This window comes from Nocardia bhagyanarayanae (genome assembly GCF_006716565.1).
Lineage (GTDB): Bacteria > Actinomycetota > Actinomycetes > Mycobacteriales > Mycobacteriaceae > Nocardia > Nocardia bhagyanarayanae.
This window is the reverse complement of sequence record NZ_VFPG01000001.1, coordinates 4,708,537-4,732,493: the sequence shown is the minus strand read 5'-3', so window position 1 is coordinate 4,732,493 and position 23,957 is coordinate 4,708,537. Positions and strand designations below refer to the sequence as shown.

6 protein-coding genes are annotated in these 23,957 nt (G+C 68.3%); 2 read left to right on the top strand and 4 right to left on the bottom strand.

The features are described 5' to 3' along the window. Nucleotides 1–112 precede the first annotated feature (112 nt). From FB390_RS20405 to FB390_RS20395, 3 genes are read right to left on the bottom strand one after another with little or no spacing between them, the layout of a single operon-like run. Entirely contained in the window at nt 113–1,165 is a 1,053-nt protein-coding gene (locus FB390_RS20405) for a beta-keto acid cleavage family enzyme (RefSeq protein WP_141810371.1), read from the bottom strand. A 45-nt stretch (nt 1,166–1,210) separates the two neighbouring features. Continuing rightward, nucleotides 1,211–2,104, bottom strand: a complete 894-nt coding sequence (locus tag FB390_RS20400) for a TauD/TfdA dioxygenase family protein (RefSeq protein ID WP_141810370.1) — start codon at nt 2,102–2,104, stop codon at nt 1,211–1,213. A 40-nt stretch (nt 2,105–2,144) separates the two neighbouring features. Next, nucleotides 2,145–3,119 carry a quinone oxidoreductase family protein gene (locus tag FB390_RS20395; protein WP_141810369.1) on the bottom strand — a complete coding sequence of 325 codons (975 nt, stop codon included), beginning with the start codon at nt 3,117–3,119 and terminating at the stop codon, nt 2,145–2,147. A gap of 288 nt (nt 3,120–3,407) precedes the next feature. Here FB390_RS20395 and FB390_RS20390 point away from each other — a divergent pair, with 288 nt between their 5' ends. Together FB390_RS20390 and FB390_RS20385 are read left to right on the top strand one after the other, a co-directional pair. Continuing rightward, on the top strand, nt 3,408–4,436 hold the full coding sequence (locus FB390_RS20390; RefSeq protein WP_141811916.1) for an AraC family transcriptional regulator ligand-binding domain-containing protein: 1,029 nt from the start codon (nt 3,408–3,410) through the stop codon (nt 4,434–4,436). Between the two features lie 138 nt (nt 4,437–4,574). Beyond that, a complete protein-coding gene (locus tag FB390_RS20385; RefSeq protein ID WP_141810368.1) occupies nt 4,575–5,231 on the top strand; it encodes a hypothetical protein in 657 nt (218 codons plus the stop codon). Here the strand turns inward: FB390_RS20385 and FB390_RS20380 are convergent. After that, the gene (locus tag FB390_RS20380; RefSeq protein ID WP_141810367.1) at nt 5,209–23,283 is read right to left on the bottom strand and encodes an amino acid adenylation domain-containing protein; all 18,075 of its coding nucleotides are present in this window, start codon (nt 23,281–23,283) and stop codon (nt 5,209–5,211) included. The genes FB390_RS20385 and FB390_RS20380 overlap by 23 nt on opposite strands. Nucleotides 23,284–23,957 lie beyond the last annotated feature (674 nt).

Genomic DNA, 23,957 nt, shown 5'->3' with positions numbered 1-23,957 from the left:
GTGCGCCGAGACGGTGTGCGGCGCACCGGAGCTGGGAAGAAGAAGGGGCCGAAGCCCGTGGGCTCGTGCCCGGAGCCGGGCGGGGCGCACTGCCCCGCCCGGAGTCGCAGGCTCAGGCGTGGTGGGTGAATCCGACCTGGCCGGGCTTGCGGTTGGGGGCGTAGCCGAGCTTGGCGAGGGTCTCATCGACGCTCGAGTACTGCTCGCCGATCCGGTAGATGTCGCGGGCCTCCTTGCCGTCCGCCACACCGCGGCCCAGCTCATCGGCGATCCGGACCAGCTGCCGCACCTGATCGGCCGAACTCATCTTCTCGCCCTTGCGGCCCCACAGGGTGTCCTCGTTGCCGCAGCGGGTGTGCAGACCGAACGCGATCGCCATCGCGTTCACCGGCAGCACGCTGCGCATCAGCGTCTCCAGGGTCAGACACGCACCGTCGGGCACCCGCTGGATGAAGTTCATGATGTTGTAGGGATTGGGGCCGTCGAATCCGCCGCCGATACCCACCCAGGTCAGGTTCAGCGGACCCAGGTACTTGCCCCGCCGGATCAGCCGCTCGACCGTCTCGAGCTGCGGGATGCTGGAGAGCTGGAAGTGGGGCTGGATGCCGTTGGCGGTCAGCCGCCGCAGGTGCTCTTCGACCCACGCCGGGCCGGCGGGCACGGTCATTTCGCGGTAGGTGTCGTAGAGCTCGGGGCGCTGAAACGACGTGCCCGCGATGTCATCGTCGGTCATCAGCTCGACGATGTTCATCTGACTGGTGTTGATGGCGATGGTCACCTGGTCCGGCTTCGGGTCCAGCTCGGCGAGCATGTGCCGGGTGTCGTCGGACAGCCACTTCGCGTCGGCCCCTTCGCCTTCGGGGGCGAACGAGATCGACCCGCCGACCTGCAGGATCATGTCCGGCACCGCCTCGCGCAACCCGACGAGCAGCTCGTTGAACTTCGACAGTCGCTTGGAACCCTTGCCATCGAGCTCACGGACGTGGATGTGCAGCACGGTGGCGCCGGCCTCGTAGCAGTCCACCGCCTGCTGCACATGCTGCTCGATGGTCAGCGGCAGATCCTCGGGGAAGTCGTCGGGCTCCCACTCGGGGCCGTACGGCGCACAGGTGATGACCAGCTTGTCCTGGTTCTCCGGGAACAGCGCATCGTCGTGGAAATGCATGGTTTTCTCCGATCGGTGTCGAACAGTCGTGGAAAAGAGGAAGTCTCAGAACGGCTTGTCGCCGACGATGCCCGCGCGCTCCATCTTTCGGACCGCGGGCCAGTAGTCCTGGACCGCGTAGTGCTGGGTGGAGCGGTTGTCCCAGATGGCGAAGCTGTTCTTCGTCCACCGCCACCGCACCTGGTATTCGGGTACCGCGGCCTGCCGCATCAGGTAGTGCAGCAATTCGGCGGCCCCTGGGGCGTAGTCGGCGCCGAAGCGCACGTTCTCCGGGGTGTGATAGTTGACCAGGTGGGTGGTGAAGGAGTTGATGAACAGGATCTGCTCACCGGTCTCCGGGTGCGTGCGCACTACCGGATGCTCGGCGTCGGGAAACCGTCGCGCGAGGTCGTGGCGTTGGTCCATCGGCATCACCGCGCCGAAACTGGCCTCGATGCTGTGCCGGGCCCGCAGCCCCTGAATGCGTTGTTTGACGTGTTCGGGAAGCCGCCGGTAGGCCTCGACCATGTTCACCCAGATGGTGTCTCCGCCGACCGGCGGCGTCTCCACGCAGCGCAGGACGGCGCCCATGGGCGGGTGCTGCCGCCAGGTGGCGTCGCAGTGGTAGGCGTTCTCGTAGTGCTCGGGCGGGCTGTCGAGGTCCTTGTAGATGCGGACCAGACCGGGGTGGTCGGGATCGCTGCCCGCCACCGGGTGGTCCTCCAAGGAGCCGAAACGCTCCGCGAGAGCGACATGGTCGGCGCGACTGATGTCTTGGTCGCGGACGAAGAGCACTTTGTACTCGAGCAGCAGTGCGCGCAGCTCGGCGAACAGGGTGTCGTCATGGGCCGCTCGTGCGAGATCGATGTCGACGAGTTCGGCACCGATCGTGCACGTCAGTGGCTTGACGCCGATCGAGCCGCGCACTGTCGAAACATCCAGCGGGGCAATGGTTGTCATGGTTTCCTCCGGGAGGTGGAGTCCGGCCGGTGGCCGGGTGTCAGAGAGCGAAGACAGAGGAGCCGATGCTGCGGCCGGATTCCAGGTCGCGATGTGCGCCGACCGCGTCGGGCAGCTCGTAGCGCTGATTGATCTCGATGCGGATGCGCCCCGCCGCGACGTGGGAGAACAGCTCGCCGGCCAGTTCGGCCCGCTCCACGGGATCGGCGATGTAGTCCGCGAGCGCCGGACGGGTGACGAACAGCGACCCTTTGACGGCCAGCCGCATGGCGTCGATGGGCGGGATCGGCCCGGATGCGGTGCCGAAGCACACCAGCAGCCCGCGCCGCGACAGCGAATCCAGTGACGTGTCGAAGGTGGTCTTGCCGATGCTGTCGTAGACCACCGGCACACCCGCGCCGTCGGTGAGATCCCGCACCCGCGCGGCGACGTCCTCCCGGGTGTAGACCACCACGTGATCGCAGCCGTGCGCACGGGCGATCTCGGCCTTCTCCTCGCTCGACACCGTCCCGATCACGGTGAGCCCCAACAGCTTCGCCCACTGCGTGAAGATCAGGCCGACCCCGCCCGCGGCCGCGTGCAGCAGAACGGTGTCCCCGGCACGGAGCGGATGAATGCGGCGCAGCAGGTAGGCCGTCGTCAGTCCGCGCATCGTCATCGCCGCGGCGGTGTCGAAGCCGATTTCCGCCGGCAGTCGGATCAGGTGCTCGGCGGGCATCACCCGTTCGGTGCTGTAGGCGCCGAGCGGGCTGCCGGTGTACGTGACCCGGTCGCCAGGGCGGAAGCCGTCGACGCCGGCGCCGACGGCCTCGATCACACCGGCCGCCTCGACGCCCATCCCCGCGGGCAGCGGCGCCGGGTACAAGCCGCTCCGGAAGTAGGTGTCGGCGAAATTCAGCCCGACCGCCTCGTGCCGGATGCGCACCTGACCGGGCCCCGGCTCGCCCACTTCGACCTCCTCCCAGCGCAACACCTCTGGGCTACCGGTCCGGTAGAAGCGAACAGCTTGTGCCACAACAGATCTCCTCCTTCATGCCGGCACGCCGAGGCGCGGCCGGTCTCAGGTCCGACGGACGGGTATGCCGACGCCGCCCGCACCGCGCCCCGTCGGGCGCGCGTGGTGACGGGACTATCGAGAGCGAGATGTCGAGGGGAGACCGTGCCGGGTGCGCTCACCGATCACGATCTCCCCCTTCCGCCGATCTACCTCGCTGTGATGAGACCCACAGTAAGCGGCGAAGCGCACCGATGCTTATCCTGATGGGACATGAATCTGTTCATTTCGGGACCGTAGGAGGACGTGTTGAAGCCGCTGGCCCGCTATGCCGCGCTGCACGGCTACGTCGAACTGGGCCGATCGCTGGGCCTCGACCCGATCGCGCTGCTCCGCACAGCCGGTCTCGACCCGGCCGGCCTGAGCCTGCAGGACCGGTGGGTACCCGCCGCCGCCATCGCCGATGTGCTCGAACGCACCGCCGCCGCCTCGGGGTGCGAGGATTTCGGGCTACGCCTCGCCGAACGCCGCCGCTTCGCCAATCTCGGCCCGTTGAGCCTGGTCATCCGCGAAGAACCCGACGTCCGCAGCGCCCTGCGCGTCCTGTCCCGTCACGAGAACATGTACAACGAGGCCCTGCGTACCCGGCTCACCGAGCACAACGGCATCGCCACCATTCGCCTGACCCTCGACCTCGGCAGCCCGGGCGAAACCCGGCAAGCCATCGAACTCGCCGTCGGCGTTCTGCACGGACTCCTACGCGGATTCCTCGGAACCGCTTGGCAACCGGCGGAGGTCCGCTTCACTCACCCCGCGCCGCGCGACCGCCGTACGCACCACCGCATCCTGGGACCACAGCTCGCCTTCGAGCAGGACTTCAACGGAATCGTCACGTACACAGCCGATCTCGACGCACCCAACGCCATGTCGGACCCGCAGCTGCGCGCCTATGCCCAGCAGCTGTTCGACTCCCCCCGCAACGCTCCCGCGGCGACAACGCTGGAACGCGTCCGAGAGCTCATCGAACTACTCCTGCCCACCGGTCGCTGCTCGGTCGAACAGATCGCCCGCAGTCTGGGTGTCGACCGCCGCACCGTGCACCGCCGCTTGGCCGCCGAAGGCGAGACCTTCACCACCCTGGTCGACGCGACCCGCGCCGAACTCGCCCGGCACATGGTCGCCAACCGCCGCCACACACTCACCGAGATCGCCGAACTCCTCGCCTTCTCCTCACCCGGCAACTTTTCCCGCTGGTTCCGCCAACGCTACGGCTGCAGCCCCAGCCAATGGCGCGATGCCGCACACACCTCGCCGGACGCGCCGTCGTCGCGCCGCTGACCGAGCGTGCAGCCGACACGGGACGCGGCAGTTCTCCCTGGTCCTGCCGTGTCGACCGCTTAAGCTGTCTGCGCCGCAACGTGCGACAAACACTCGAGGTCCAGAAGCGCTAAGAGGTAGACGTCCAGGAGGTGCGGAATGCCGGAAGCCGGTCGTTGGCGGTCACGTCCGATGTTGATCGCGAGCATGTTGCCGCTTGCGGTCCTTCTCGGCACCGGAGTGGCCAACGCGTCCCCGGATGCCACCGCGCAGTCGCCCGCGGCGCACCACGAGCAGGGGCAAGATCCCGTTCCGCCACAGATCCTGATCGGTCTGGTCGACGAGTCGCCGGTCGATACCGCGGCGGCGGACACGGTGGTCGCACCCGACTCGCCGCCGACCGTGAATCAGGAGCAGCTCGAGGCGTTCTGCGCGCAAATCCCCGTCGATGCCGACCGATGCACCGTCACCACCGTGGACGCGGGCGTCGGTGCGGCCATCGGTGCGGGCCTGGCCGCGGGACTGTCCGCGCCCGTCGCGATAGCCGCCGCGATGGCGGGCGCGGCCGCCGGGTTCGTCGTCGGTATCCCATTCCTGCCGACCGGCTTGGTCGTCGGCCCGCTCCTCGGCGCGGCTGTCGGCGCCACTGTCGTCGCCGTACCCGCGGCCGTGCTCGGTGGTGCGCTCGGGGCGTCGGTCGGGGCGCTGCTGAGCATCACCGCGCCCCGCCCGCAAGCCGACGGCCGAACCGAGGGATCCGACGCGACCACCACCGCACCGTCGAACACGGACCTCACTCCAGTCGCGCGTCGATGATCCGGGCGATCTGAGCCAGCGCACCCGGCTCGGTCATCGCGAGGTGGGTCGCATCGATGTCGAAGACCGAGATCTCCCCTCGGACCACCCGTGCCCATCCCTCGTGACCCGCTGCGTCGGATCGCCTTTCCCGTGTCGCGGTGAAATAGAGCATGTCGCTGTCCAAGATCGCGGGCCGCCACACCCTGACCGCTTGGATCGCCAGGTTGTAGGCATCGGTCAGGCGCTCGATTCGTGCGGCGTCGATACCGAGGCCGCTCCCCAGGTGCCGTTCGATCAGATCCGCGGCCTCCTCGGCGGTCGCATCGGGGCTCACGAAATCGACGCCGAGGACCGGACCGAGATTGCTGATCAGTTCTCCGGCGGTGACCGCGGCGAACGTCGGCTCCTCGACACCGTCCGCCTCGGCGTCCAACAGCGCCAGCAGCGCGACCTGTTCACCGGCGGCGCGCATCTCGACGGCAACGGCGTGGGCGATCACACCGCCCAGCGACCAGCCGAGAACGTGATACGGGCCGTGCGGCTGAACCGCGCGAATCTCGTCGAAGTAGCGCCGGGCCATTTCTTCGATCGATGTCGGACCGGGGACCTCGCCGCCGATCTGCGGCGCCTGCAGGCCGTAGATCGGTCGGCCGTCCGAGAGGTACCGGTCGAGTGCGCGGTAGCACCACGACAGGCCCGCCGCCGGGTGGATACAGAACAGTGGCGGTCGCTCACCGCCGGTCCGGATCGGCAGCAGCACATCGAAACCGTGATCGGTCCGGTCGACGGCCGGGCCCGAGCGCATTCCGGATTCGATCCGCTTCGCCAGGTCGGCCGGGCAGGCATCCGACAGCATCCAGGCGATCGGAACCTCGTAGTCGAGTTCTTTCCGCAACTCGTTCACGACTTGCACCGACTTCAGCGAGTTACCGCCCAACGCGTAGAAGTCGTCGTCGGCGCCGACCCGCTCCGCTCCGAGTACCACTGCGAAGGCCCGTGCGACCGCCTGTTCCAGCCACGACGAAGGTTCCCTGAACTCCCCTACCGCGAGCACCGGCTCCGGTAGCCGCGCGTGGTCGAGCTTGCCCGACGCGGTCAGGGGCACCGTGTCGAGCACCACCACCGCGGTGGGCATCATGTATTCGGGCAGTTTGGTCGCCGCGTGCGCCAACACGGCCGCGGTGTCGACCGTGGCGCCCGCGGCAGGCGCCAGGTAGCCGACGAGGTGCTCCACCGCGCCGGTCGAGCGCACCACGGCGATCGCCCTGGCGATGCCGGGATGCTCGGCGAGTACCGCCTCGATCTCCCCGAGTTCGATACGCAGCCCGCGCAGCTTGACTTGGAAATCGGTGCGGCCCAGGTATTCCAGCTCGCCGTCGTGGCGCCACCGCACCAAGTCGCCGGTGCGGTACAGGCGGCCGCCGTCACCGTACGGGTCGGCCACGAACCGTTCCGCGGTGAGGCCCGGCCGGGAGCGATAGCCGCGGGCGAGCTGTGCGCCCGCCAAGTACAGCTCCCCGGCGACACCGGGCGGTACCGGATGCAACCGGTGGTCGAGGACGTATGCCCGCGCGTTCCATACCGGTGTGCCCATCGGCATGTTCCCGTTGTCCGCTTCGGTCACCCGATGCGCGGTCGCGCACACGCTGAACTCGGTCGGCCCGTACAGATTGTGCAACTCGACCCCGGGCACTGTTCGCCGCACCGCGGCCACCACCTCGGGGCCGAATGCCTCACCGCCGACCAGCAGCGTCCGCACCGACGCCAGCGACCCCACGGGCGCCGCGTCCGCGAATACCGCCAGCATCGACGGCACGAACGCGGTGACCGTGACCCGCTGGGTGGCAATGGTTTCGGCGAGATAGGTGGGGTCGGTATGTCCATCGGCTCGCGCGATCACCATGCGTGCCCCCGCCGCCAGTGTCGCGAACAGTTCCCACACCGACATATCGAACGTGGCCGCGGATTTCTGCAGCACCACGTCTTCCGGTGTCAGCGCGCAGAGCCCGCTGAACCACCGCACCTGGTTCACCACCGAACAATGCGGTATGGCAACGCCTTTCGGCCGCCCGGTCGACCCCGAAGTGAACAGCACGTACGCGACGTTGTGCGGCCGCAACGGTGCGAGCCTGTCCGCGTCGGTGACCGGCGCGTCATCGAATCCGGACAGCTCCAGCCCCTCGAGGGACGACAGCTCCAGCACCGGCGCGGCGATCGACAACATGTACTCGACGCGGTCGGCCGGCAGATCCGGATCGATCGGCACGTAGCCACCGCCCGCGGCGTGCACCGCGTACATGGCGGTGACCTGGTCCACGGAACGCCGCATCCGCAGCGCCACCAACGACTCGGGACCCACGCCCCGGGAGATCAACCACCGCGCCAATCGGTAGACGCGAGCCCCGAATTCCGCATAGGTGAGCGACTTTTCGCCGAACACCACCGCGGGCCGATCCGCGTGCGCCCGCATGGAGTCGGCGAAGATCGAGGGAAGCGTCTCGCCGGTCGGCAGCTCGTGTCCGGTCGAGTTCCACTGCGTCAGAACCGCTTCCCGTTCCTCGGCAGCGAGCAGATCCACCTCGTGCACCGGCTGCGCCGGATCGGTCGCCAGCGCGTCGAGCGACCGCAGCAGGCGATCCACGATCATGGTCGCCGTCGCCGCGTCGAAGAGGTCGCTCGCATAGATCATCGCGCCGCTGACGCCGGCCGGGGCACCGGTGGCGTCGTAGGAATCCGAGACCGTGACCTGCAGATCGAACAGCGCGGCGTCGGTGTCGGCCGTCATGGCCGACGCGGCGAGTCCCGGCAGTTCGAACTCGGCCCTGCCGATGTTCTGGAACGCCAGCATCACCTGGAACAGTGGATGGTGGGCGTGCGAGCGCACCGGATTCAGCTCCTGCACCAGCCGTTCGAACGGAACATCGGCGTGCCCGAACGCGGCCAGATCGGTTCCGCGCACCTGCTCGAGCAACTGGGTGAAGGTCATCCCCGGCGTCAACCGGGTCCGCAGCACCAGGGTGTTGACGAACATCCCGACCAGATCGTCGAGCTCCGGCTCGCCGCGTCCCGCGTACGGAGTGCCGATGGCGATGTCGTCCGTATCGGCCAGCCGGGCCAACGTGGCCGCCAGCGCGGCGTGGAAGACCATGAACAGCGTCGTGTTGTGCGCCCGCGCGACCCGCTGCAATCCCGCGTGCAGATCGGCGCCGACGGTGATCGGCACGCCCGCGCCCGCATGGGTCCGCACGGGCGGACGCGGCCGGTCGGCCGGTAACTCCAGTAGCGCGGGGAGACCCGCCAATTCGCTTGTCCAGTAGTCGATCTGGGCGCGGAGCAGCGAGCCGGGACGGTCTTCGGTCCCCAGCACGGTCCGCTGCCAGATCGCGTAGTCGGCGTACTGCACGGGCAGTGGCGGCAGGCTCGGTGCCTCCCCGGCCAGATGGGCCGCGTACGCGGCCATGGTGTCCCGTGCCAGCGGGCCGAGCGACGACCCGTCGCAGGAAATATGGTGCACCACTACGGCCAGGACCCACTCGTTCGGGGCGAGCTCGAACAACCGGATCCGTACCGGCGCCTCGACGGTCAGATCGAACACCGTCGAGACGAACGCCGACAACGCTCGAGCTAGTTCATCTTCCGCGATGGAGTCCACCGTCATCGGTGCCATCGCCTCGGCGGCGGGAAGGACGAACTGCGACGGCTCGCCCTCGCCGTACGGATATACGGTCCGCAGTACCTCGTGCCGGTTCAGCACATCCTCGACGGCCGCGCGCAGGGCGTCGATATTCAGCTGCCCGGACAGCCGTAGCAGGATCGGAATGCTGTAGGCCGCCGACCCGGGCTCGAGCTGGTTGAGGAACCACATGCGCTGCTGTGCGTACGACAGCGGAATGCGCTGCGGCCGTCGCTGGGCGGTCAGCGCCACCCGACCGGTGTCGGCCCGTGATTCGGCGCAGGCGGCCAACCGTGCGACCGTCGGCGCCTCGAAGATCATCGACGCCGGGATGGTCGCGTCGAGCGCGGCGCCGATCCGCGCGGCTACCCGGATGGCGACCAGGCTGTTGCCACCGAGTTCGAAGAAGTCGTCGTCGGCGCCTACCGGACCGTCGATGCCGAGGACGTCGGCGAACACGCCCGCCACGATCTCCTGCACCGGTGACGCCGGGGCCCGGAATCGCTTGGCCTGGACGACGGGTGCGGGCAGGGCCGCGCGGTCGAGCTTTCCGTTCGGCGACAGGGGAATCGCGTCCAGGATCATCACCGCGGCGGGCACCAGGTATGACGGCAGGACCTCGGCCAACGACGCCCGCAACTGTTCACCCGACAGACTCGCCCCTGGTTCGGGCACCGCGTAGGACACCAGCAGCACCGGACCGGTGTCGACCCGCCGCGCCACGGTGACCGCGTATGCCACATCCGCCCGCGCGCTCAACACCGCGTCGATCTCGCCCAGCTCGACCCGATAGCCGCGGATCTTCACCTGGGAATCGTTGCGCCCCAAGAACTCCAGGGCACCGCCGGTATTCCAGCGCACCACATCACCCGTGCGATACATACGACGTCCCGGTTCCCCGAATGGATGCGCCACGAACCGCGCCGCGTTCGTCGCCGCCCTGTTCAGGTAGCCGCGCGCCAGCGCGGGGCCCGCCAGATACAGCTCGCCGGCCACCCCCACAGGCACCGGCCGCAACCGGGCGTCCAGGACCAGCGCCTGCATTCCCGGCAGCGGCGCACCGATCGTCGGCCGGTCCTGCGGTCCCAGCGCACCCGTCGCCGTGGCGGCGATCGTGGCCTCGGTCGGCCCGTACAGCACCTGGAACTTCCTCGCGCCCGCGCTGTCGGTGCCCGCCCATCGGCTCACCAGATCCGCCGGTACCTCCTCGCCACCGGACATCACCAGCCGCAAGTCGTCCAGCCCGGCCGGATCCACCGATGCCAGCGCGGCCGGGGTCAGGAAGGCGTGGGTGACCCGTTGGGTTCGCAGCAGCTCGGCCAGCTCGCCGCCTCCGTATATCCCGGTCGGCGCAACGACCAGTGCCGCGGCCCGGCTGACCGCGATCAGGATCTCCATCAGTGCGGCGTCGAACGACGGCGACGCGAAGTGCAACACCCTGGACGTGGGCCGAAGCTCGGGGTCGGCGCGCCACAGCGAGACCAAATCGGCGATGCCGGAATGGGTGACGGCGACGCCCTTCGGCACACCGGTCGATCCGGAGGTGAAGATCACGTAGGCGACGTCCGCGGCCCGTAGCGGCCGCGTCCGCTCGTCATCGCCGATCGGGCCGCTCGCCGTCGCGTCGGTCCACGCGGCGATGGCCGGGTCGTCGAGCACGATCCAGTTCACCGAATCGGGCACCTCAGCACGAGCCGACGACACCGTAACGCCCAGCGTCGCACCGGAATCCGCGACCATCTGTTCGATCCGGCTCGCGGGATAGCCCGGATCCACCGGCACGTACGCGGCGCCCGTCTTGACCACCGCCCACCACGCGACGACGGATTCCATCGACCGCGCCACCGCCACCAGCACCGGACGCCCCGGTCCGGCGCCACAGCCGATCAGTAACCTCGCCAGGCGACTGGACCGCTCGTCCAGCTGCGCGTACGACAACGTGGCGTGCTCCGCGACAACGGCGATACCGTCGCCGTTGTCGCGTACGGCCGAGGCGAACACGTCAGGCAGCGATCCGAAGTGCTCGGTAACCGCCACGGTCCGCGCCCCCACCCGCGACGCGAGGGCCGCGCGCTCGTCGGCTTCCAGCCAGTCGATATCCCCGATCACCACGGCCGGATCGTCGGCGACGGCCTCCAGCACCCGTACCAGCCGCCGGACGATCGCCGCCGCGGTCGGCTCGTCGAACAGATCCCGCGCATAAGTCATCGTTCCCGAGATGCCTTGCACCGCACCGGTGTTACCGAACGAATCGGACAGCACCAATTGCAGGTCGAACTGGGTCGCCCCGGTATCCGCATCCACCCGGGCGACCCGGACGCCGGGCAGCGTCAAATCGGCCGTCGACACGTTCTCGAACGCCAGGGCCACCTGGAACAACGGATGCCGCGCCGCCGATCGCTCCGGGCTCAACGCCTCGACGACCCGCTCGAACGGCACGTCCGCGTGCTCGAACGCGAGCAGGTCCGTCTCGCGGGCGCGCATCAGCAACTCGGCGAACGGCTCGCGCGTATCCACCCTGGTCCGCAGGGCGAGGGTGTTCACGAACATGCCCACCAGATCGTCCAGAGCGGGCTCGCCGCGCCCCGCGACGGGAGTGCCGATCACTATGTCATCGCTGTCACCGAGCCGCGCCAATACCGTTGCCAGCGCGGCGTGCAACACCATGAACAGCGACACCCCGCGCGACCGTGCCAGTCCCAGCAGCCGCTCGTGCAAGCACGCGTCGATCTCCACCGGTACCCGGCCCCCGGACAGCGAGGCGACGGCCGGACGTGGTCGGTCCGCGGGCAGTTCCAGCCGGTCCGGTGCGCCCCTGAGCGTCGAGCGCCAGAACTCCAGTTGCGCGGACATCAACGACGCCGGATCGTTCTCGGCCCCCAGCATCTGCCGTTGCCACCACGCGAAATCCGCGTACTGCACGGCAAGCGGCTCCCATTCCGGCGCGCGCCCGGCCAATCTCGCGGCGTACGCCGCCATCACGTCACGGGCCAGCGGCCCCATCGACTGACCATCGCCTGCGATGTGATGGACCACCAGCACGAGCAGGAATTCTGCTGCGCTGCCGTCGAGTTGGAGCAACGCCACTCGCAGCGGCACCCCGGCCGTCACGTCGAATCCGCGCCGGACGAACTCGCCCACCACATCCTGGACCGAATCCGCGGGCACCCGCACCGGCTCCACCGGCACCGCGGGCTCGTCGACAACGACCTGCCGCGGCTCACCGGCGACTTCCGGATAGATCGTCCGCAGTACCTCGTGACGTGCCATGACATCCGCGAGCGCGGCCGCCAGCGCCGCAGTGTCCAACCGTCCCGACAGCCGCAGCATCACCGGAATGTTGTAGGCCGCGGAGTCCGGGTCGAACCGGTTCAGGAACCACATCCGCTGCTGCGCCAGCGACAGCGGAACGGGGTCGGGATGCACTCCGGGCCGTAGCGGCAACCGGCCCGCACCGCTGAGAGTACCTGCGAGCGCCGCCAATTCGCCGACTGTCGGCGCCTCGAACACCGACCGCACCGGCACTCGGACATCCAGGGCCGCGCCTAGGCGCGCCACCACCAGGGAGGCGCTCAGCGAATCGCCGCCCAGCGCGAAGAAGTCGTCGTCGACACCCACCCGCTCCACGTCGAGTACCTGCTCGAATGTCCGCGCGACCAACTCCTCCAACCCCGGCGACGGCGCCCGGAATTCGTGCGCGACGGCGACCGGTTCGGGCAATCGCTCGCGATCCAGCTTCCCGTTGGCGGTCAACGGCACCTCGTCCAGCACCACCACCGCGGACGGCACCATGTACCGGGGCAACGCCTCGGCCAGCGCCGAACGCAACTCCTCGCCCGATACCTCCGTCCCGGTAGCGGGCACGACATAGGACACCAGCAGCGTCGATCGCCCTTCGCCGCTCCGCGGCACGGTGACCGCGTATGCCACATCCGCACGCGCACCGAGCACCGCGTCGATCTCGCCGAGCTCGATCCTGGTGCCGCGCACCTTCACCTGAAAGTCGTTGCGCCCCAAAAACTCCAGCTCACCATCGGCGGTGCGGCGCACCATGTCACCGGTCGCGTACATCCGCTGCCCCGGCGTCCCGAACGGGCAGGCGACGAACCGCGCCGCGGTCAGCCCCATCTTGGCGACGTACCCATCGGCAAGGCCGGGGCCGAACAGGTACAGCTCGCCCGCGACACCGAGCGGCACGGGCCGCAACCAGGTATCCAGGACCACGGCCGCGACCGTGCCGACCGGCCTGCCGATCGTGACCGCGGCGCCCGGCGTCAGAGCGTCGCCGGAAGTCGACCAGATCGTGCATTCCGTCGGCCCGTAGACGTTGATCATGGCGCGACGCGGCGCCCATCGATCGACCAGTTCCGGCCCGACCGGTTCACCCGCCGCTGCCAGCACGCGCAACCCGTCGAGACCATCGAACGGGACTGTCGCCAGCGCCGACGGGGTCACTATGGCGTGCGAAATACTCTCGCGCCGTATCAGGTTGGCCAGCTCGGGACCGGCGTAGACATCGGCGGGCGAGATGACGAGCCGACCGCCCGAGCCGTGCGCCATCAGCAACTCGAAGATCGAGGCGTCGAAGCTGGGCGAGGCGACCTGCAGCACCACCGACGCCGGGCCGACGCCGAGAATTCGCCGCTGCGCCGCGACGATCGCGGCCAAGCCGCGATGGCTGAGGAGAACGCCCTTGGGCGTTCCGGTCGACCCGGAGGTGTAGCTCACGTACGCGGTTTGGTCCCGCCGAATCGGCCCGCCGCGTTCGGCGTCGGTGATCGGCGCGGCAGGGACCGAGTCCAGGTCGCCGTGCGTCTGCTCCGTGTCGAGGATCAGCCGGTCGACGCTCTCGGGAAGACGCGTACTGGTCGGCGTATCAGTCAGCGCGAGTATAGCTTTCGAGTCGGACAGCAGGAATTCAATGCGCTCCGCGGGCAGGATCGGATCGATCGGCAGCACTGCGGCGCCGGTCTTGGCCACAGCCCACAGCGCGACCGTCGCCGCCAGGGAGCGCGGAAGCACGGAGGCGACGACCTGGCCGCGCCGGGCCCCGTGCCGCAGCAGGATCCGAGCCAGACGTGTGGTCCGCTCGTCGAGCTGCCGGTAGGTCATGGCGCTCGTACCGCACCGCACGGCTACCGCGTCGAGTTCGGCGGCGGCGGACGCGGCGAGTATGCGGTCCAACGTGTCCGGAATCGCCGCGTCCGCAACCGAAACCGGCCACAACGGCCCCGCGCCCTCGGTGAGCGGCAGCTCGCCCAACCGCGCGTCCACGTTCGCCGCGATCCGGCACAGCAGTGCGACGAAGCGATCGAGGATGTGGCGCGCCGAGGCGGTATCGAAGGCCCGCTCGTGGAATCGGAGCACGATCCGCAGGCCCTGCGCCTCGCCGTCCTCGGACTGTTTCGGTTCCACGGCCAGGCTCAGCGGATACGGCGTGGCGTCGACACCACTGAGCTCGTCCACCCGCAGGCCCGCCGAATCGACGAGTTCCTGCAGCGCCGTCCGGTCGATGGGGAACGACTGGAAGGTGATGACGGTGTCGAAGAGCTCGGGCAGGCCGACGCTGCGGTGAATCTCGGGCAGGCCGATGTGGTGGTGCTCCAGCATGCGGGCATGCCGCGCCTGAATGCCTGTCAGCAACTCGCGCACCGTCATAGCGGGGTCGAGCGGGACGCGCACCGGAATCGTCGTCAAGAACATGCCGAGCATCCGATCGACCAGCGGCAACTCCGGGGGCCTGCCCGACACCGCGGCGCCGAAGATCACATCGGTGTCACCGGTCGAGACGCGCAGATTCAGCGCCCAGGCCGCGGCCACCGCCGTATTGAGGGTGACGGCCGTCTCCGCCGCCACTCGACGGAGTTCCGAGAAACGATCCGCCGTGAGTTCGGCCGCGACCTCGGCGACGGACGCGGGGCCCGCCGCGGCCGCCTCGCGAGATACCCGGGTCGGTGCGTGGACATACGAAAACTCCTGCGCCCAAGCCGCTTTGGACGCTGCGCTGTCCTGCAAAGCGAGCCAGGACAGATAGTCGCGATACGAGGGAGCGGGACCGGCGGAGTCCATATGCGCGGGAGATCCGTAGAAGTCCAGCAGTTCGCGCATCAGCAACGGCATCGACCAGCCGTCCAGGATCGCATGGTGATTCGTGACGAGCAGCCGGAAGGTTCGCGCATCGAGACGGATCAGCGTCAAGCGCAGGAGCGGAGGAGCCGACAGGTCGAATCCCGCCGCCGCGTCCGCCGCGGCGATCGCTCGCGGGTCGGCGGACGATTCCGCATCGCCATCACCGGCGAGATCGATTTCCCGGAACGGGATTTCGGCATGGTCCAGCACGATCTGACACGGCCCGGCCGCCGTTTCCACGAAGGCGGCCCGAAGGATGTCGTGCCGGTCGACCACGGCTTGGGCGGCACGTCGCAGGCGCTCACCGTCGACCGCGCCGGACAATCCGATCATCGTCTGGACGGTGTAGGTGTCCCCGGCCTCCGGGTCGTACGTCGAGTCGAAGTGCATCCCCGATTGCATGGGCGACAACGGCCATACGTCGGACAGGCCGCGATACTGTCGTTGCAGCCAATCGAGGTCCTTTTCGGCCAGCGTGACGAGCGGATCCGCCGTCGGGCGTCGCGGGGGTTCCTCGATCGTCATGGGAGCCGCGACGTCGTCCGCCAGTGCGGCGAGGGCGGCAACCGTCTTGGCTTCGAACACCTCTCGCGGCGTGAGCGTGAGCCCGGCGGATCTCGCCAGCGCTACCAGCCGCATCGAGACGATGCTGTCCCCGCCGAGCGCGAAGAAGTTGCTGTCGGCGGACACCGTGTCCAGATGGAGCACATCGGCGAAGAGTCTCGCCACGACCTGCTCCGTCGGCGTCGAAGGCGGGCGGCCGCCCGCGGCTCCGGCAGCGAAGCGGCGCTGCCGCAAGGCTTTCCGGTCGATCTTGCCCGTCGGCGTGCGCGGCATCTCGTCGAGGCGCACGATCGCGGCGGGATTCATATAGCGGGGTAGCCTGCCCGCGAGATCGTCGCCGATCGCCGCCACATCTACGGCGGAGCCCGGCGCGCAGACGACATAGGACACCAGAACCGGTTCGCCCGCGGGCCCTTGCACCGCGACGGTGGCGACGCTCGCCACGTCCGGGTACCGGGCGATGTGGGCGTCGATTTCGCCCGGCTCGATCCGCAGGCCGTGGATCTTGACCTGCTGATCGCAGCGGCCCAGGTATTCCAGTGCCAACCCGGCGGGTCCGCGCACCCAGCGCACGGAATCACCGGTGCGGTAGATCCGCTCGCCGCGGGTGGATCGCGGATCCGCGACGAACCGCGACGCGGTGAGGTCCGGTCGATCGATGTACCCGCGGGCGAGTCCGGGCCCACCGACGTAGAGCTCGCCCGCGACACCGACCGGCACCGGTCTCAGCCACGTGTCGAGAACCAGCGCGGACGCACCGCGGATCGGGCCGCCGATCGTCACCGGCTCGCCTGGTCGGAGGGCATCCGACCCGGTCGCCCAGATCGTGCACTCGGTCGGTCCGTAATGATTCATCAGCCGTCGCCCGGCGCCCCACCGGTACACGGTGTCCGGCCCGGTCGCTTCGCCGACGAGCGCGAGCGTTGTCAGCGAGGGGGTTCGGGACGGATCCATCGTGTTCAGCACGGACGGGGTGAGGATCGCGTGCGAAATCCGCTGGGAACGAATCAGTTCCTCCAGGTCGGTCCCGCCGTACACCTCCGGCGGGGCCACGACCAGGCAGGCGCCACTGCCGTGCGCCAACAGCATTTCCGACAGGCAGGCGTCGAATCCCGGCGACGCGACCTGCAGCACCCGCGAATCCGGATTCACACCGAAGGCGTCGACGTGCGCGGTGACCAGGTCGGCCAGACCTCGATGGCTGAGGTGCACCGCCTTCGGTGTACCGGTCGATCCGGACGTATAGATCGCGTATGCCGCGTTGTCGGCGGACAACCGGCCGGTCCCAATCGGACGATCATCAGCGTCCGAAGCCGGAGCGTCCAGCACCAACCAGTCGACAGTTTCCGGAAGTCGGTGTGCCACAGCGGTGGTCGTCACGCCCAGACGGGTTCGCGAGTCGGACAACAACTCCCCGATCCGCGCGGCGGGATTGCCGGGATCCACCGGCAGGAAGGCGGCGCCGGTCTTCGCCACCGCCCAGATCGCGACGATCAATTCGGCCGACCGGGGCACGGCCACCGCGACGATCGACTCGGCGCGAGCGCCGTGGCCCGCCAGCACGCGAGCGAACGCGTCGGCGCGACGCTCCAGCTCACGATAGGTCCAAGCGGTGTCACCGCACCGGACAGCCACGGCGTCCGGATACTTCCGCGCGGTTCCCCACAGGATGTCGCGCAGCACGAGTGCCGCGGCCGGATCCTCCCCACGTACCGAAAGCAGTTCCGCGCGTTCGGAATCGTGGCAGGAGGAGATCGCGGCGACCTTCCGGTCGGGATCCGTGACGATCTGCCGGAGCAGCAGCTCGAACCTTTCGAGCAGCGTGCGTGCCTCGTCCGCATGGAATCGGTCGGTGGCGAATTTCAGTGTGACCGTGTAGGTGTCGGACTCGTCGACGTCCAGTCGCCCGTCGCGGCCCGACCGCGGCGGGGTCACCTGCAGACTCAGCGGATACGGCGTGGCGTCGTGCGCGTCGACCTCGACGAGTCGCAAACCGGCGGCGGAGAGATTGCGTGCCAACAGTTCTCGGCCAAGTGGATAGGACTCGAGTACCGTCGCGGTGTCGAACATATCGGTGATACCGACGGCCCGTTGCAGCTCCGCCAGACCGATGTACTGATGATCCAGCATGGCTGCCTGCTCGGACTGCACCCGGACGAGCAGGTCACCGACGCTTTCGCCGGGTTCGAGCCGGACGCGGACGGGCAGCGTGTTGACCAGGAGCCCGACCATGCGCTCGATGTCCGGAAGCTGGGGCGGGCGCTGCGACATCGTATTGCCGAACACCACGTCCGACCGTCCGGTCAGGGCGGCCACCAGCAATGCCCACGCCACCTGCAGGGCCGTGTTGGCGGTGACGCCGTGCGAGCGGCCCAGATCGAGAATCGCGGCGGTGGTCGCGGCGTCCAGGTTCAGGCCGACCTCACCGGCGTCCGCGGTGGCTGTCCGATCCGGCCCGCCCGCGACCAGCGTCGGACCGTCGACTCCGGCGAGCATCTCCCGCCACGCGGCGGTCGCGGCGTCGCGATCCCGAGTTTGCAACCACCGCAGATACTCTCGATACGAACGAGGGGGCGCGAGTTCGGCGGTATCACCATCGGAGGTGTACAACGCGAGCAATTCGTGGATCAGCAAGGGCATCGACCAACCGTCCAGCACGAGATGGTGGTTGGTGACCAGCAACTGGAAAGTCTCGACGCCGGTGCGCACGAGGTGGAAACGCACCAGCGGCGGGCTGGCCGGGTCGAATGGAGCCGCAGCCGCCGTAGCGAGTCGCCGAAGCGCTTCCGTCTGCTCGGTGACATCGCCGACGCTCGACTCGCTCCAGTCGACCATGATGTCGCGCAACACGATCTGACGTGGCCCCTCGGCACTCTCGACGAACGCGGTCCGCAGGCTGTCGTGGCGGTCGACGAGCACCTGCGCGGCCCGCCGCATCCGTTCCGCGTCCACCGGCCCGGCAAAGGTCAGCGCCGCCTGCACGATGTAACCGTCGTCGCCGTCCCGGTCGTAGATCGTGTGGAACAGCAACCCGGACTGCAGGGCGGTGAGCGGCCACACATCGGTCATCGACGGATATTCCCGCAGCCAGTTGTCGATATCGCGCTGCGATACCGCGGTGAGCGGGAAGTCGGACGGGGTGAAACCCGGTCTGGTGTCGTATCGGACGTGATCGGCCAGCGCCAGCAAGGCTCGTGCCCACAGCCCGGCGAGTTCGTCGACCTCGTCGCCACCCAACACCTGCGAGGCGAACTCCCACGTCACGTCGAGTTCGGGTCCGTCGCTACCTTCCTCGGCGATCGCGTTGATGTCGAGGACGGCGGCCAGCGCCATCGCCGGATCGCTCGTCGCGGTCAGCGCGGTGAATTCGGTGGTGGGCGCCCACGGGCCCGAGTGTTCACCGACGCCCACCCGCCCGAGGTAGTTGAAGCTGATCTGCGGTTCGGGCAGGCCTTCGAGCTCGGCACTCCCCTTGGGATCGAGACAACGCAGCATTTGATAGCCGATGCCGTTGTCGGGCACCGCGCGCAGCTGCTCCTTCACCTGCTTGATCGCGTGTCCCGCACTCGGACCGCCGGCCAGCGCGTCGTCGAGATCGATCTTCTCCCAGCAGATTCGGACCGGGAAGCGGGTGGTGAACCAGCCCACCGTGGCGCTGAGATCCGCGCCGGACACCGCTCGCTCCTCGCGGCCGTGTCCCTCCAGCGAGATCAACTCTCCGGCGGCCGCCGCCGTGCCGCGCCTGCGCCGCCACTCACCCAGTGCCAGTACCAGGGCCGTCAGCAGCGGTTCGTTGGCGCTGCAGTGGAAGCGGTCCGGGATGGTGATGAGAACCGACTCGGCGACCGCTGCCGGGATGCGCTGACGGACCCGGCCCGCCGTGGCTCCGACGTCACGATCCGGCCGCAGACGGCGCGATCCGAGTAGCTGCTCGCCGCGCTCGAGCACGCCTTTCCACAGTTCGAGCTCCGCCGACCGCCTGCCCGGCGCCTGCACGACCAGGCCGTGCACCCACCGCCGGAACGACGTGGTGGCGGGGCCGAAATGCGCCTCACCGCCGGAGATTTGCGACCAGGCCTTGGCGAGGTCGGCGAGGATGATGCGCCAGGAGACCGCGTCGACGGCGAGATGGTGGACCACCAGCCACATCAGGTCGGGACCCGACCCGTCGCGATCCCGAATCCAGACGGCCTGCACGAGCACACCGCTACCCGGATCCAAGCGATCCGCGGCCTTCTGTAGGTGGCGGTCGATTTCGGCGGCGTCACGTCGATCGAGCCGGACGTCGACGAGCACGGCGTCGGGGTCGACGGCTTCCCGCTCGAGTACCTCGACGTACCGATCGACCGAATCGCCGCCGCGCAGCACCGCGCGCAACATGTCGTGGCGGTCCAGCAGCGATCCCAGTACGCGCACGAGACCGGCTCGATCGATCCCCTCGGGCAGCTGCACGAGCGCGGCCTGCGCGAATCGGTCGTAGTGACCCCGCTCGAGCATCGCGCGCATGATCGGCGACAACGGCATCGGGCCTACGCCCGCGCCGGGCAACTCGGCCAGCTGGAAGGTGTCGACGACTTCCGTCGCCGTCGCCGCCAGGCCCGCGACGGTCTTGTGCACGAACACGTCCTGTGTGGAGAAACTCAGGCCCTCGGCCTTGGCCCGCGCCACCAACCGGATCGACAGAATGCTGTCGCCGCCGAGTGCGAAGAAGCTGTCGTCCGCCCCGACCCGGGGCACGCCGAGCACCTCGGAAAACAGCTTGGCGACCGTCTTCTCCCGAGCCGTCGCCGGTGCCCGGCCGACCGTCGCGATCCCGAATTCGGGCTTCGGCAGAGCATGCCGATCGACCTTGCCGAAAGCGTTCGTCGGGAGCGCGTCCACCGCGAGGATCACTGCCGGAACCAAGTGCGGTGGAAGCGAATCGCGGGCGAAGCGCTCGAGTTCGAGCGGATCGATGCGACGGCCGCCGACCGGGACGACATACGACGCCAGCACGGTCGTGCCGACATTGTTCCGCACCGGCACCGTGACGGAGAGATCCACGTCGTCGTGGGTGGTGAGCGCGGCGTCGATCTCACCCGGCTCGATCCGGTATCCGCGGATCTTGACCTGAAAATCGCTGCGCCCCAGCAATTCCAGCGCCATCTCGGCGTCGTCGCCGGTCCAGCGCGCGATGTCGCCCGTCCGGTACATCCGCTCGCCGGCGTCGCCGTACGGATCGGCGACGAACCGGGCGGCGGTTTCGACGGGCAGCCGGCTGTATCCGCGGGCCAATCCCGGTCCGGCGAGATACAACTCGCCCGCGCTGCCCTTGGGCACCGGCTGGAGCGTTCGGTCCAACACCATCGCCGAGACGCCACGGAGGGGTCCACCGACCGTGTGGGCGCGGCCGGGTCTCAGCCTGGCGCCGACGGCGGTCACGGTGGTCTCGGTAGGACCGTATTCGTTGTACATGGACAACGAATGGGTCCACCGCTCGATGACGTGCGGCGGGCATACGTCGCCACCGACCACGACCACCCGCAAGTCGGTCGCCGGACGCGGGTCCACGGTCGCCAGCATCGCGGGGGTCAGCGTCAGGTGGGTCACGCGCTCGTCGGCGAGCAGTCGCGCGAGCGGCTCACCGCCGGTCACCTCGGGCGGCACGATCACCAGCGTGGCTCCGCTCGCGAAGCAGGTCAGAAACTGTTCGAGCGACGCGTCGAAACTCGGCGAGAGCGCGTAGGACACACGGGATGTCGTATCGATGCCGTACGTGGCGGCGCGGTCGGCAACGAGATTCGCGAGGCCGGTGTGGGTGACCTGGACTCCCTTCGGCTTACCGGTCGAACCCGAGGTATAGGTGATGTAGGCGATGTTGGACGGCCGCAGTGGACGGATACGGTCGTCGTCGGTGATCGGCCCGCTCGCAGCGTCGCATGCCCCCAGTATCGCGGCGTCGTCGAGAACCACACCGTGAATCGCTTGCGGGAGCCGCCCGCGCAGGGCGTCGACCGTGATCGCCACTGTCGCGCCGCTGTCGGCGATGATGTGGTCTATCCGCGTCGGCGGGTACTCGGGGTCCAATTGGACGAACGCCGCGCCGCATTTCGCGACCGCCCACGTCGCCACGATCGACTCGACCGAGCGGGACAGCATGATCGCCACCGCCGTGTCCGGCCCACAACCCAGAGTGATCAGATGCCGGGCCAGCCGGGTCGATCTGGCGTCCAGCTCGCCATACGTCATCGTCCGCCCGGCCGAGGCGATCGCGCACGCACTCCGGTTTCGGCGTGCGCTCTCGGTCAGAATGTCTGGGAGCAACCGTGTTTCGACCCCGTGCGGCCCACGCACGGGCAGCAGCGCGGATCGTTCCCGTGCTTCCAGCAACGGAAGCGCGCTGATCGGACATTCCGCTCCCCCGGCCAGGAACTCGTGCAGGAACATGAGAAACCGGCGATGGTGACCGGCGAGTTCCGCACGACTGTAAGCATTCGGGTTGCCTTGGAAGTCGATATGCGTACTGTCTTTGCCCGCGCCCGGATAGATATTGACGAAAAGGTCGGCGGTAGGGCCCGAGGTGAGAACATGCAGGCGGCCTGTCGTGTCGCCGAGCACGACCTCGTTCTCGACCATCATGAGGTTCACCGCCGGCCCGAAGGATGCCGCCTCGTCGCGCGCGATCCCCATATCGTGGAATATGTCCTCTTGGCGATAACGCTGCCGCCGAAGCGCACTCGTCAACTCGCTCAGCACAGCGGCGATCAACTCACCGACGCTGCGGCCCGCGACCCGGACGCGCAGCGGAACGACATTCGCCACCATTCCTCCGGAACGGCGCAGCACGGCGGAGTGCCGACCCGAAACCGGCAGGCTCAGCAAAACCTCGTCGCTGCCGGTCATCCGCGCGAGGTAAGCGGCAAACGCCGCGACGATGGTCGGTGTGACGCTCGGGCCGTGTCCGAATACGGCGTTTTCCAGCAAATGTGCTGTGGCCTCGGGCAATTCGGTGCTGACCAGCGTCGGGTGAATGGTGGCCTTGGCCATGCGACCGGAAAGGCTGACGACGGGCGGCGCCCCCGCCAGATGCTCCGACCAGTATCTGCGGTCGTTGTCGAAACGCTCCGAACCGCGGTAGGCCAGGTCCTGCTCGACGACGACCCTTAGGTCCTCCGCCGCGCACGGCGGCGCTTCCTCGGACCTCACCCACGCGTTGTACAGCTCGGTTATCCGGTGCAGCACGGATACCGCGGCGAATCCGTCGAGCGCGATATGGTGCGCCCTTTGATACCATAGGAAATGGTTCGCGCCGACCTGGAACACAATGCTCACCATCAGGTCGTCGTGCAGCAGGTCCAGCGGGGCAGAATAGTCCTGAGCCATGATTTCGTGCGCAGTCGCAACCGGATCGGCGTGTCGGCGCAAGTCCATTATCGACACACGAGGTCCACGTTCCTGGTCGATGAACTGACGCGGCTCTCCATCGACCTCGATCAGGCGCATATGCCCCGAGCCGAACTCACGGCTGGCGGTTCGGCAGGCCTCGGCGAGCAATTCCGCGTCCAACTCGCCCACGATATCGACGTATTGGGCTACGGATATCGGCGACGATTCCGCTAGATGCTGGGCGAACCAGATACCCCGCTGGGCCGCTGTCAGTGGAAGGATGCCGGGCGCTGGACGCCGTGCGTGTCCATTACCGTCGGAGTTGGCCCTGGAATCCATATCCGGGCTTCCGAAACAACCTGATGAGCTGATCTCCGACCTTTTCGACCGGTCCCGACTGCCTTCGATGCCACGCTTTCGGCCCATTTCGACCTCCGACGATATCGTTCATTTCAGGAGCTCAGTTGTATTGCCGTAAGGTTGCCTATATCGGATTGTTAGTGGTTTGCAACATGATTACGACAACCGGAATGCATGCTCAGGAAAATCATGGCGATCGGTAACCGATCGCCGAACAGCGTCTCACCGGCCGGACGTCTCCGTCATCCGCCCCATTGTCAGGTCACCTGGGGCGCGAGGCCCAGGACTGAGGTCACAGTTTTGGATACGATACAGCGTCTCGCAGCAAATATAGCGCAGGATCTTGCGACAAGGTCAAGACGACCGTAACCTGGCACGAAGTTTCCCACGAGCGCGAAGGAGCACTTCGGACCGAGACAGCAGCAATGGGTTGGCTAACATTCGCCTGAACAGTCCCGTCAAGCCGATCCCACACGCCGGTTCATCCGCGCGGCGCTACTGCGCCGTGTGGTGAAATCGCGGCTGTTCATCGAGAAGTACTCCTTTAGTTCGCGCGTCACGTCCAAAAGACGCCGTCTAATGATCAGTAACTTACGACTGCCTCGCGAGCGGGCCGCCTGGCAGAATTTCGGCTGGGCGTGAACAAGTGCGCC

Bases quoted from the DNA above. Each gene is read 5' to 3' on its own strand.
- FB390_RS20405 (WP_141810371.1), bottom strand. From the start codon at position 1,165: ATGCATTTCCACGACGATGCGCTGTTCCCGGAGAACCAGGACAAGCTG.
- FB390_RS20380 (WP_141810367.1), bottom strand. From the start codon at position 23,283: ATGGATTCCAGGGCCAACTCCGACGGTAATGGACACGCACGGCGTCCA.
- FB390_RS20400 (WP_141810370.1), bottom strand. From the start codon at position 2,104: ATGACAACCATTGCCCCGCTGGATGTTTCGACAGTGCGCGGCTCGATC.
- FB390_RS20385 (WP_141810368.1), top strand. From the start codon at position 4,575: ATGCCGGAAGCCGGTCGTTGGCGGTCACGTCCGATGTTGATCGCGAGC.